The sequence below is a fragment of the Streptomyces sp. NPDC093801 genome (assembly GCF_040701585.1).
GTDB lineage: Bacteria > Actinomycetota > Actinomycetes > Streptomycetales > Streptomycetaceae > Streptomyces.
The window spans coordinates 63,034-74,165 of record NZ_JBFBDP010000039.1 but is presented as its reverse complement, the minus strand read 5'-3'; the positions used below and the strand labels follow the sequence as shown (position 1 = coordinate 74,165).

At 71.5% G+C, this 11,132-nt stretch carries 13 protein-coding genes; 7 read left to right on the top strand and 6 right to left on the bottom strand.

Annotated elements, in window-relative coordinates:
* Positions 1–70 precede the first annotated feature (70 nt).
* Both AB0469_RS34295 and AB0469_RS34290 read right to left on the bottom strand, forming a co-directional pair.
* Positions 71–568: an FG-GAP-like repeat-containing protein gene (locus AB0469_RS34295; protein ID WP_366455402.1), complete on the bottom strand. Its 498-nt coding sequence runs from the start codon at positions 566–568 to the stop codon at positions 71–73.
* Positions 565–861 carry a trypsin-like serine protease gene (locus AB0469_RS34290; protein ID WP_366455401.1) on the bottom strand — a complete coding sequence of 99 codons (297 nt, stop codon included), beginning with the start codon at positions 859–861 and terminating at the stop codon, positions 565–567. Before AB0469_RS34290 ends, AB0469_RS34295 begins: the two co-directional genes overlap by 4 nt.
* On the opposite strand from AB0469_RS34290, the gene AB0469_RS34285 reads away from it, so the two are divergent.
* The 3 genes from AB0469_RS34285 (at position 844) to AB0469_RS34275 (ending at position 3,951) form a co-directional block, all read left to right on the top strand.
* Positions 844–2,490, top strand: coding sequence for a polymorphic toxin-type HINT domain-containing protein (locus AB0469_RS34285; RefSeq protein WP_366455400.1), 1,647 nt, complete (start codon positions 844–846; stop codon positions 2,488–2,490). The genes AB0469_RS34290 and AB0469_RS34285 overlap by 18 nt on opposite strands.
* Before the next feature lie 32 nt (positions 2,491–2,522).
* The gene (locus AB0469_RS34280; protein WP_366455399.1) at positions 2,523–3,050 is read left to right on the top strand and encodes a hypothetical protein; all 528 of its coding nucleotides are present in this window, start codon (positions 2,523–2,525) and stop codon (positions 3,048–3,050) included.
* A gap of 427 nt (positions 3,051–3,477) precedes the next feature.
* Entirely contained in the window at positions 3,478–3,951 is a 474-nt protein-coding gene (locus tag AB0469_RS34275; RefSeq protein WP_366455398.1) for a hypothetical protein, read from the top strand.
* A gap of 73 nt (positions 3,952–4,024) precedes the next feature.
* On the opposite strand, the gene AB0469_RS34270 is transcribed toward AB0469_RS34275, so the two are convergent.
* On the bottom strand, positions 4,025–4,825 hold the full coding sequence (locus AB0469_RS34270; protein ID WP_366455397.1) for a hypothetical protein: 801 nt from the start codon (positions 4,823–4,825) through the stop codon (positions 4,025–4,027).
* Positions 4,826–5,054: 229 nt separating this feature from the next.
* Here AB0469_RS34270 and AB0469_RS34265 point away from each other — a divergent pair, with 229 nt between their 5' ends.
* On the top strand, positions 5,055–5,759 hold the full coding sequence (locus tag AB0469_RS34265; protein WP_366455396.1) for an NAD(P)H-binding protein: 705 nt from the start codon (positions 5,055–5,057) through the stop codon (positions 5,757–5,759).
* A 76-nt stretch (positions 5,760–5,835) separates the two neighbouring features.
* Entirely contained in the window at positions 5,836–6,621 is a 786-nt protein-coding gene (locus AB0469_RS34260; RefSeq protein WP_366455395.1) for an SDR family NAD(P)-dependent oxidoreductase, read from the top strand.
* A 20-nt stretch (positions 6,622–6,641) separates the two neighbouring features.
* Here the strand turns inward: AB0469_RS34260 and AB0469_RS34255 are convergent, their stop codons facing one another.
* Entirely contained in the window at positions 6,642–6,995 is a 354-nt protein-coding gene (locus AB0469_RS34255; RefSeq protein WP_366455394.1) for a YrdB family protein, read from the bottom strand.
* A gap of 238 nt (positions 6,996–7,233) precedes the next feature.
* On the opposite strand from AB0469_RS34255, the gene AB0469_RS34250 reads away from it, so the two are divergent.
* Complete coding sequence (locus AB0469_RS34250; RefSeq protein ID WP_366455393.1) at positions 7,234–7,554, top strand: ankyrin repeat domain-containing protein; 321 nt, start codon at positions 7,234–7,236, stop codon at positions 7,552–7,554.
* A gap of 22 nt (positions 7,555–7,576) precedes the next feature.
* Here AB0469_RS34250 and AB0469_RS34245 read toward each other — a convergent pair whose 3' ends face one another.
* Both AB0469_RS34245 and AB0469_RS34240 read right to left on the bottom strand, forming a co-directional pair.
* On the bottom strand, positions 7,577–8,815 hold the full coding sequence (locus AB0469_RS34245; RefSeq protein ID WP_366455392.1) for a hypothetical protein: 1,239 nt from the start codon (positions 8,813–8,815) through the stop codon (positions 7,577–7,579).
* A 460-nt stretch (positions 8,816–9,275) separates the two neighbouring features.
* The gene (locus AB0469_RS34240) at positions 9,276–9,749 is read right to left on the bottom strand and encodes a MerR family transcriptional regulator (RefSeq protein WP_366455391.1); all 474 of its coding nucleotides are present in this window, start codon (positions 9,747–9,749) and stop codon (positions 9,276–9,278) included.
* Between the two features lie 55 nt (positions 9,750–9,804).
* Here AB0469_RS34240 and AB0469_RS34235 point away from each other — a divergent pair, with 55 nt between their 5' ends.
* Entirely contained in the window at positions 9,805–10,785 is a 981-nt protein-coding gene (locus AB0469_RS34235) for an SDR family NAD(P)-dependent oxidoreductase (protein ID WP_366455390.1), read from the top strand.
* The last annotated feature ends 347 nt before the right edge of the window (positions 10,786–11,132 follow it).

The window sequence follows — 11,132 nt, the reverse complement described above, 5'->3', positions numbered from 1 at the left end:
GTCCGGCCCGCGCGGGCCGGACGACCCCGGTGGTGCGTTCGCAAGGGGTGCGGGGCTGCTGCGGGCCCGGTCAGCTGCCGCTGACGACCTTTCCGAGGTCGTTCCAGCCCTTGCCCTTGTCGCCGCCGTTCCAGGCGTAGACGCTCGCGCTGCCGTTGGCGCCCGCCAGCAGGTAGTCGGCGTAGGTGTCGGCGTTGAAGTCGACGAACTGGACCTTGGTGTGGTCGGTGGTCAGGCCGGTCGCGATCTGACCGACGACGTTCCAGCCGTTGGGGACACCGTCCCCGCCACGGTTGACGTAGAGGTCGACCTTGCCGTCCGGCTTGATGATGTAGTAGTCGGCCTTGCCGTCACCGTCGTTGTCGGCGAACCGGACGTGGCTTCGGTCGTTGGTCAATCCTGAGGCGACCTGGCCCAACGTGCTCCAACCGGCCGCGCCGGCCGCGTCACCGCCCCGGTTGAGCTTCACCCTGACGGCTCCGCTGTCGGCGACGGTGAGGTAGTCCGTCCTGCCGTCTCCGTCGGAGTCCGCCCAGCGCACGCTCGTGTTCCCGCCGGCCTCGTTCACGCGGCGTTGCGGCGGACGGGGACGACGACGGGAGCGGTTACCTGTCCGATCCACTGGCGCAGGTCGTCGGTCCTCGAGGCGATGGCATCCATGCGGGTCTCGGCCGGGTCGGTGCCGAGGCAGCCTCCCTGCCAGGAACGGTTGTTGATGCCGACGAGCTCTCCGGCGGGGTTCAGGAGCGCACCGCCGGTGTCGCCCTTGCAGAGCACGTCGGTGCCCTTGCCGGCAATCGCCAGGGTGGTCGTGTCCACGACGTTGGCGGTGAACGTGCCGGTGTGGGGCTTGCCCGGCACCCATTCGGTCCTGGTGCGCCCGAAGCCGACCGCAGTGAGGTCGCCGCCGCCCAGATCAACCGGTGGCGCGCGGCCGAAGCCGCCGCCAAGGCCAACCAGGCCGCCGCCGAAGCCAACCAGGCCGCAGGAGAGGCCCAGAAGTCAGCCGAGGCCGCAGCAGGGTACGCGGCCAGCGCCAAGAAGTCCGCCGAAGCCGCCGAAGCCAGCTCGGCCCGGGCCAGGCAGTCGGCCGCAACCGCCCGCAACGCCGCAGCCGCGGCCGGCCGCGACGCGGATGACGCCGAAGCCTCCGCGGCCCGGGTCCAGTTCTCCGCCGACTACGCCCGCCAGTCCGCCGGCAAGGCCGACGCCACGGCCACCCAGGCCCGCGCCTCCGCCCTCGCGGCCGGCAAGAGCAAGGACGAAGCCGCGACGTTCGCCGCCGAGGCATGGGCCGACGTCAAGACCAAGCGCGAAGCGGAGATCGCCGCGGCGCAGCGCCAGGCCGAGGAGACGCGCAAGAAGCAGGCCGAGGCCGACAAGAAGAAGCCGAAGTGCTTCGTCCCCTACGACCGGGACAGCGTGCCGCCCTGCCTGCTGGGTGCTGACGCGGACCAGGTCGTGTTCACCGCACCCGACTGGGAACTGGCGAAGCTCGTCGGCCTGGCCGTCTGGGAGATCTCCGGCGGAGCCGACATCGAACGGTGCATCAAGGAACCCTCCTGGGGCGGCTGCATCATGGCCGCCGCCGGCGTCCTCCCCATCGGGAAGCTCAAGCTCCTCGACAAGGCGGTCGACGGCGTCGAAGCCCTGGCGAAGGCATCCCGCGTAGGCAAGAACATCCCGTGCCTCACTCCGAAGCACAGCTTCCTCGCCGGTACCCGGGTTCTGATGGGCGACCGGACCACCCGGCCGATCGAGGAGATCGCCGCCGGGGACCAGGTGCTGGCGACCGACCCCGAATCAGGGGTCACGGGTCCACGCCGCGTCGACGCCACCATCTACACCCCCGACGACCGCGACTTCACCGACCTCACCGTCGGCGAGGGCGACGACACCGGCGCGCTCACCACTACCGGCCACCACCCCTTCTGGTCGCAGAACGAGAAGAAGTGGAAGAACGCGGCCGATCTGACTACGCAGGACACCCTCCGCACCCCTGAGGGTGGCACCGCACAGATCGCCCAGATCCGCCACTGGACCGGCCTGGCACCCGCCTACAACCTCACGGTCAACGACCTCCACACGTACTACGTGCTGGCCGGCGACACCGCGGTGCTGGTACACAACCAGGACGAAATCTCGTGCAGTCCGCTGGACATAGGGCAGCAGATCGGCGATTACATCGAGGCCAACATCCCCAAGAAGTCCGGGCAGATGAACCACATCTCCGAGACCGTGAGCGGCCTGGGGATGGGGCAGAGGAATGCTGCTCTGACAGTCCACGCGGCCTCTGAACGGGCATTCGGCAAGGCACAGCCTCCCTTCTTCGATGACCTTCTCCCGAACGGGAACGTCGTCGTCCTGCCAACCTCCATCACCGTCAAGGCATGGTTCGAAGTGACTCCCGGCGGGGAGGTCCTTGCCCGCAGGGGATCATGGATGCCTCCCATCAACGGAAAATGGGATCTGCGGCCGGATGGGCCCTAATGTCGACGCCCAATACGCCTGAAGGAGCATGAATGAATCAGAACGAATTGGGCCCGGCCGAGTACCAGCTCCATCTCCTCGAGACGATGAGGCCGCCGCCGGAAGCGCTGGACACGGCTCTCAGGGAGCTCGGATGCTCCCACGAGCAGACGGACCAAGCCTCGGAACGCGTCGGGGCAGCGATTCAGGTGCCGGCCGGGTCTGCGGGTCGGACACGGGACATCCTGAGAGGCGTTCGGACCCATCAGGATCAGGGCGGGCTCGTCGAGCGTTACAAATTCCCCCTCTGGCCGGACTATGAATTCGAAGTCGAATATCATTCCTCGTGGGACTTCTTCATGCGGCTCGCATTCGTCCGAGCCCCCGGAAGCGTTACACCTGCCGGTCAGCCCACACCGTGGACCTGGCTCAAGGATGAGGTTCTTGCGCAGTACGAAGACGTCAAGGAACTCACGCTCTGGCTTCCCTACGAGACCTATGACGTGCTGAACCCGCAGGATGGGAAGCGCTATTTCCTCCGCTTCGGCTGGCACGTCCTGCAGGAAATAGAAGAGATGTAACCACAGGTCGGGAACCCTTCTCATGCAGAAGCACCCGGGACTCCACCTTCGGGCGAAGTCCCGGGTGCTTTCTTTTCCGGCGGGATAATTCCCGATGCGTCACGGCCGGGTGGACGGGGGCAGGGTGCATTCGCCCGCCACCGCCGAACGGCGCGCAGGATCCCACACCGTCCGAAAGGCCGGAGCAGTCGCGACGGGCTTGCTGCCGTCGGGCGGGTCGACACAGCGCTCGAACTACTCCGTCGGTGCGAAGACTTCGCCCCGACCTCGGCAGCTACCCCGACCACAGTCACTGCGAGCCCCCGAGGGCGGTCACCCGCCAGATGTCGACGATGCACGCCCCGACGGCCACGATGAGGTCGAGTCGACCAGCCGCTCCGCGGTGAAATCACTGTCCGGCCGATCACCGGGTACGTACGCTCGGCCCGTGTTCGATCACGGGATCGCCCTGCCCCACCACCGCCTCCATGTCGTGCCTGCGGTGGTGGCGCTGGCCAGCCCGGCATGGCAGCGAGAGGTATGGCTCGATCCGGATCGGTTCGAAGATCTCGATTACACCGTGCACGTGCTCTTCGACGACTTCTGCGATGCGGACGATCCCCGGCCCTGGCTGGGGCAGTGCCTTCGCAGCGAGGAGGAGGTCGAGCTGATGGCGCGTCTTGGGGCCGCCTACGGCACGGTGCAGGCCTCGGTCGGCGCCGATGCCCGCGACGAGGTCTACCTGGACTCACCGGGCTGGTCCGCCGTGGTGGCCGCTGCGGCCCGGCTGGCCCAGGTACTGATCGCGAATGACCAGGCGGCGTTGTGCAACCTGCACGACGCCGGCCATCGCCGGCCGCCCTCCGCGGTGCCGGTCGTGTCGGCAGGGCCGGATCTTTCGAGCAGCGGTCGAACCGGCTGACGCGAGGCGGACGTCGGTGTCTCCGGGTTCCCGCCCGGTGCCGGAGCCGACCGGTGTCGTGTGCCCGGGCCGGTCAGCGGCCGAGGGCCGTGCGGAGGGTGATGCCGTGGTGGGTGCGCAGGCGGCGGACCTCCCAGAACGAGAGGCCGGTCACCGAGAGCGGGCCACCGAGCATGAACGTGTACAGCACCTCCGGCGGCGCGGCCACGTCGGGCCCGTTGATGAGCTGGAACGTGAAGAGGGACCAGACCAGCAGGGGCGAGAGCAGTGCCGGGAGCAGTTGGTGGACGTCCGCGGTGCGGAAGCAGGAGAAGACGCACGTGTAGGCGATGACGAGCGTGTAGGGGATCGAGGCGATCAGGACGACGAGGCCGATCAGCCACCCGATCACCGCGGTCAGGAAGGCGAGGATCGCAGCCGTGATCCCGGGGCCGGTGATCGAGGAGTAGAAGTCCTTGAGGTCTCCCTCGCTGGCCAGGTCGCCCGTGATGGCGGCGAAGGAGAGCCACATCAGGGCGGGGCCCAGGGCCAGCGCGAACAGTGACACGAACGGCCCCAGCAGGCGCCGGGAGAAGGTGCGGCGCCGCTCCGGGGTGCCGGCGATGAGGAAGGCGGCGATGCCGATGACGCTGCCGGCCACCAGGATGCCGCAGGAGATGCCCAGTTCGACGAGCTTGCCGACGAAGAACGCCTGCCCGCCCTCGGCGAGCGGGTAGGCCACGACGAGCCAGACGGCGGCGACGATGCCGAGTACGGTGCGCAGGCGCTGCATCCGGGTGATGAGCCTGTCCTCGGGGCGTTCGGCCGCGGTGGGTCCGGCGTATCCCATCGCCGAGTGGAAGAACTCGCCGATCATCGTGCCGCTGCCGCTCATATGACGATCCCCCGGGGTGCCCGTGCTCCGTGTGCCGCGTGGGGCACGTGCGCACCACCACAAACGTCGAACACCCTATCGGGACGTGTTCGAACTCCCCTTGCCGTGCCGGACCGGTGGCACGGACGGGACGCCTCCGGGCGCTACGGGTCCCGCCGGAATACCCGTACGGATGTGACATCCTGCGGGGACTCCGGCGGGCCGGCCGCCGGCGGCGGAAAGGATCCCCGTGACCCGCAGCGCGCTCCTGGTCGGAGCCACCGGACTGGTCGGCGGACAACTGCTGGCGCGGCTGCTGCGCGACCCGCGCTACGACCGCGTCACCGTACTGACCCGCCGTCCGCTCGCCCTCGAACACCCGCGGCTGGACATGCGGGTGGTGGACTTCGCCGAGCTGGGGCCCGACGACCTGCCGGCCGCGCCGGGCGCATCGGACGTGTACGGCGCGCTGGGCACCACCATCCGGCAGGCCGGCTCGCAGGAGGCCTTCCGCGCGGTGGACCAGCACCACACCGTACGGGTGGCCGAGCTGGCCCGGGACGCGGGCGCCGAGCGGATCGCCGTGGTCTCCTCGGTCGGTGCCGGATCCGGCTCCCGGGCCTTCTACCTGCGCGTCAAGGGGGACATGGAGGCGGCGGTGACGGCCCTGGGCTACCCGCAGACCGAGTTCTTCCGGCCCTCCTTCATCCTCGGCCGCCGCCCCTCGCACCGCCGGGGAGAGGGGCTCGGCAGCTCCGCCGCGACCGTGCTCGCGCCGCTGATGGTCGGGCCCGGCCGCCCCTACCGGCCGGTGCCCGCGGGCCGGCTGGCCGCGGCGATGATCGCCGCGCTGGCCGAGGGCCGGCCCGGCGTCCGGGTCCGTACGTACGACGACTTCCTGGCCCTCGCGCCGGAGCCGGGCGCCGCGGCGCCCGCGGCCGCCGGCCGGGCGTAACCGCGGCCGCCCGGCGCTCGTTGGGGAGGCCGGCGGCCGGGAGGGACCCGGCCTCGGCGAGCGGAGGCGGTGCGCCGTGCAGGCTGGCGGACTGGTCGATCTGACCGGCAGGTCGTGCCTGGTCACGGGCGCGGCCAGCGGCATCGGACGGGCCACCGCGGCCCTCTTCGCCCGGCTCGGGGCCCGGGTCACGGCCGCCGACCTGGACACGGCGGGACTGACCGCGCTGCGCCGGGACTGCGCCGACCGGGGGGACCCGTACGAAGTGACCGTGGTGACCGGGGACGTCTCCCGGCCCGAGGACGCCGACCGCATGACCGGCGCCGCGGTGGCGGCGTGCGGCGGGCTGGACGTACTGGTCGCCAACGCCGGGATCCTGCCGCTGTCGGACCTGCTGGAGACCAGCGCCGAGGACTGGGACCGGGTGATGGCCGTCGACGGCCGCGGGATGTTCCTCTCCTGCAAGTACGCCATCGCGCAGATGGCCGGGCAGGAGACCGGCGGATCCGTCGTGTGCGTCTCCTCGATCTCCGGCCTGGCCGGCCAGGCCCGTCAGGCCGCCTACGGGCCCGCCAAGTTCGTCGCCTCCGGGCTCACCAAACACCTCGCGGTGGAGTGGGCGGGGCGCCGCATCAGGGTCAACGCGGTGGCCCCCGGCACCATCCGCACCGAGCGCGTCCGGCGTCTCGCGGACGAGCCCGGCGGCCCCGAGTACCTCGACCACATCACGGCCCTCCACCCGCTGGGCCGCCTCGGCGAGCCCGAAGAGGTGGCCCGGGCCATCGCCTTCCTCGCCTCCGACGCCGCCTCGTTCATCACCGGCGCCGTCCTGCCCGTCGACGGCGGCTACCTGGCCCAGTAGCGGACGTCCGGCGGACGGCGTCAGCTGCGGTGCAGGCGGTCCAGTTCCCCGAGGGTGGTGTTGACGACGGCCACCGCCGCGAAGATGATCGCGGGCCGGGTGCGGCCGAGGGAGTGGAGGGCGGCCGCGGCGGACCCGAAGAACAGGGCCTTGACCACGAGGACGGCCGCGAGCGGGACGTCGAAGGTCGCCTTGGGAGCGGCGAACAGGCCCCAGGCGGTGGCCGCGAGGGCGGGTGCGCCCACGGCCAGCAGGATGCGTACCGCGGTGTTCTGGCCGGTGGACCACCCCCACCAGGCCAGCAGGGCCAGCCCGGCCAACTCCATGAAGAAGGCCAGGCCTTCGTTGACGACGTGGAGCGGGGTGGGAAGCATCGGCCGGAGTCCCTTCGTGGGCGGACGGCGAACGGTCGATGCATTACAACAGGCCGGATGTGGTCATGAACAGGCCAAGCACCGAACCCCTTCGCCCGCCTCCCGGATGACGGACGGGGACCCGCGGGCCGGGGCGGGATGAGGGCGGCCCAGGGGCGGCCGCCGGTGGCCGTCGCCGACATGAGACGCTTCGGACGCTTCGGTCACCATCCCCGACACCTTCCCGGAGAGTGCCCCTGTGCAGTGGTCGCCCGGCCATGAGGCCGTCGAGCATAAGGACCTGCCGAGACTTCGCGAACTGCTCGACGCCGGCCATGACGTCGAGGACGACGGCGACGGCTGGACCCTCCTGCAGCACGCCATCGACGTCGAGATCGACGGCCACCACCAGAGCGGTCAGCCCCTCCACGCCGACGTGACGGCCCTCCTGCCGGCCCGAGGGGCGGATCCGCTCCGCAGCACCGGCGGCGTGCTCCCGGCCGACGCAGCGGAGCGGCGCGGGCACTGGCTGGCCGCGGAACTCATCCGGGCCTGGGTCGCGAGGCCGTCCACCCCTTGACCACCGCGAGGGTGGACCCGTGTCAGGCCGGGTTGAGCGTGAGGCCGAACCGGTAGAAGATGTCGCCGACTTCGATCCAGCCCACCTGGTCGCGGCAGACCCTGTCGTTGCCGGTGCCGTCACAGCCCCACGCGTTGACGACCATGCCGTTGAGCTGCCGGGAGTCCTGGTCGTTGATGGTGATCACCGGGCCGCCGCTGTCGCCGGGCCGGGCGACGACGCCGTACGTCTGCGGTGCGCCGGCGCTCCCCCAGACGTAGGCGCCGTCGGTCACCCAGGTGGCGCTGCCGGCGTACGTGGTGCGGATGTTGCAGACGACCTTGGAGTTGTAGCCGAGCTGGCAGGTGAAGTCGCCCACCGCAGCGTTGCGCACGCCGTTGAGGTAGCGGGAGTACCCGTTCTCGTCGAGGCCGTCCCAGGTGCGGCGGCTCGTCGGCGCCTCGATGAAAGCCGAGTCGAGGTCCGCCAGCTTGGCGTTCACCCGGCCGATCTGGCTGCCACCGGCGGTGTGGACGATCTCGCCCTGGGCGTAGCAGTGGCCCGCCGTGACGAGCCACTGGCGGTGGTCCGAGGCGCTGACGGCCGGAATTCCGCTGGTGCAGTGCGCGAACGAGCCCGTCGCGGGGCCGAGCGCGGCGCCGGCGTAGAACGGGGCGGAGTCGTTCCACCGGTTGAGCGGCACCGAAGGGGCCTGCCGGTGGATGCGCACGGGGGTGCCCCCTTCGCTCGTGAGCTGCTGCGCGACGGCGGGCCTGGCGAGGTACTGCTGCGCGGCCCCGGTGTCGTTCACGCCGAGCTCGATCGCACTGCCGTCGACGGTGCTGCCCGCCATCTCGATCGTGAAGGGGAGGCCCGCGCGGCTGCGGAGGGCCGTGATCTCCTTTCTGAGCTGGAGCCGTGTCTTCGCGCTCTTGCGGACGTTGAGCAGTTTCGTGTCGGCTTTCGGGTTGGCCTCGTGCACGGCCTCGAGGAAGGCCGAGCGCCGCTTCGGATCGGTGAGGTAGACGTTGACGGACCGGTAGTCGGAGGCCATCTCGACCTGCGTGTACACGTCCGACTGCGGGCCCAGTCCGGCCCGTGCCGCGGCGTCGGCCACGACCCGCAGGGGTTCGAGCACCTCGCCCTGCCGTTCCGGGGTCATGGCCGCCACGGCACCGGCGGACAGGGGCCCGGGCGGCTCCGCCTCGGCGGCCGCCGCCCCGAGCGGAAGGACGGCCAGCACGGTCGCGAGCGCGAGCGAACGCCAAGCAGCCTTGTTCATGGATCCCCTTCGGTGACTCTACGTGCACGATGCGTACGCTGCGTGACCGTAGTGAGCCCCCGGAACACCCGACAAGGGCGCGCGACGCCCCTTGGAAGCACGCTGAGGGCGTACGGGCGTCGTCGCGCGCCTGCGGTGCGGGCGAGGCGCGGGGCATGACACACCGTCACCCCCGAGGATCCCAATATGATCACCGGCATGAGGGCTGGCGACGCAGCCCCTCGAATCGGACAGTCCTTTCGCCCGTCGCGTTCAAGTCCGGTTCGCTGCGCGTCGTGTTCGGCACGGGCCATCACCTGAACTTGCGCGGCGCCGAACCCGGCGCGAGAGCCCGCCTCGAGAAACCCGGGGCATTCGCGTGGACGGGCTTCCAGGGCATCGGACGCATGGGGACGTCCGAACCCGGGGGCTGTGGCGCCGAGGGCGGGTCGGGGTGCACACCGGCCCCCGGTCGCGGCGCCTAGCTCCCGTTTCCGGCCGTCGGGTCCCAGAGGCCGCCGGCTTCGCCGCGGGCGAGGTGGTCCGCGTACACGCCGACCTTCCCCGCGATGACGGAGCGGCACTCCTCCAGTGCCCGGATCCGCGCGTCGACGCGCTGCCGGTGGGCTTCGAGCAGGCGCAGGCGTTCCGCCTCGTTGCCCGGTCCCCGGCGGACCAGTTCGGCGAAGTGCTTGAGGTCGGCGAGCGGCATGTCGGATTCGCGGAGCTTGACGCAGATCAGCAGCCAGTCGACGTCGGAGCGGGCGTAGCGCCGCCTGCCGCCCGAGGTGCGCCGGACCGGCCCGACGAGGAGGCCCTCGCGCTCGTAGAAGCGCAGGGCGTGCACGCTCAGCCCGGTCCGTTCGGCCACCTCGCCGATGCCCAGCGACTGCGCGGCGACGCCGGTGTCGGCACCGGCATCGGCACCGGCACCGGCACCGGTGGTCGTCGTCATGTCGTTCGCTCCCGGACTTGATCTAGACCTCGCTCTCGATCGTAGCGTCAGGGACATGACCACCACTGTTCAGCGGCCGCTCGGCTCGCCCTTCTCCGCCACCGCCCGCTCCGAGGACGTCATGGCCGGCCACGACCTCTCCCGTACGACCGCCGTGGTGACCGGCGGCTCTTCCGGACTCGGCCTGGAGACCACCCGGGCGCTGACGGCCGCAGGGGCGCGGGTCGTCGTACCGGCCCGCCGGCCGCAGGTCGCCCGCGCCGCCCTCCGGGGGATCGGGGGCTGCGAGGTCGTCCCGATGGACCTGGCCGACCTCGACAGCGTCCGCGCGGCCGCCGCGCACATCAGGGACTCGGTCGGCCGGCTCGACCTGCTGATGGCCGTCGCCGGGGTCATGGCCACCCCGGAGCGGCGCGTCGGCCCCGGCTGGGAAGGCCAGCTCGCCGCCAACCACTTCGGGCACTTCACCCTCGCCTGCGAGCTCTATCCGCTCCTGGCCGCCTCCGGCGCCGCGGGCGGCGCCCGGGTCGTCGTCAACAGCTCCGCCGGACACTCGCTCACCGACATCCGCCGGCACGACCCGCACTTCCGCACCGGCTACGACAAGTGGCTGGCCTACGGCCAGTCCAAGACCGCCAACGCCCTGTTCGCCGTGCACCTCGACGCGCTCGGGCGCGACGACGGCGTCCGCGCGTTCGCCCTCCACCCGGGCAAGATCATCACCGGTCTCCAGCGCGAGATGTCCCTCCGGGAGCAGATCGACCGCGGTTGGGTGGACGAGCACGGAAACGTGATCGGCGTCGGCTTCAAGACCCCCTCCCAGGGCGCCGCCACCGGCCTGTGGGCCGCCACCTCCCCGCTCCTCGACGGCCGCGGGGGACTCTACCTGGAGGACTGCGACGTCGCCCGCGTCTCCGCTCCCGACGCGCCCATGGACGACGGCGACGTCCGCGCGTACGCCGTCGACCCCGAGGGCGCCGCCCGGCTCTGGGACCTCTCCGCCGCGGCAACGGGCGCGACGCCGGTCCCCCGGTGAACCCGCGCGCCGGGATCGGCGGTCTGCGGCCGGTCGTCCCCTACGGGTCGGGCCGGTCAAGCCCGCGGCGTTCCCCCGGCGGCAGCCGGGGGAACGAGCCCCGGAGGAGGCGGCCCAACGCAGCGCGGCGGCCTTCACGTTGTCGGTCATCCGGCGCAGGACGCGCAGCGCGGTGACGTACTCCTCGTCGCTGACGCCCTCGTGGATCTCCGCCCGGAGACCGGTGACCGGCTCCCGGATCCGGCCCATGGCCTCGAGCCCGGCGCCGCTGCGTCGGGGTCCGTAGGACCTCGGGCCGGCTTGAGGTCAACCCGCCCGGTCGAGGACCGCTCGGATCCGGGCCCGGA

Excerpts from the sequence above, each read along its gene's own strand:
- AB0469_RS34235 (WP_366455390.1), top strand. The coding sequence starts at position 9,805 with ATGACCACCACTGTTCAGCGGCCGCTCGGCTCGCCCTTCTCCGCCACC.
- AB0469_RS34270 (WP_366455397.1), bottom strand. The coding sequence starts at position 4,825 with ATGAGCGGCAGCGGCACGATGATCGGCGAGTTCTTCCACTCGGCGATG.
- AB0469_RS34245 (WP_366455392.1), bottom strand. The coding sequence starts at position 8,815 with ATGAACAAGGCTGCTTGGCGTTCGCTCGCGCTCGCGACCGTGCTGGCC.
- AB0469_RS34280 (WP_366455399.1), top strand. The coding sequence starts at position 2,523 with ATGAATCAGAACGAATTGGGCCCGGCCGAGTACCAGCTCCATCTCCTC.
- AB0469_RS34240 (WP_366455391.1), bottom strand. The coding sequence starts at position 9,749 with ATGACGACGACCACCGGTGCCGGTGCCGGTGCCGATGCCGGTGCCGAC.
- AB0469_RS34255 (WP_366455394.1), bottom strand. The coding sequence starts at position 6,995 with ATGCTTCCCACCCCGCTCCACGTCGTCAACGAAGGCCTGGCCTTCTTC.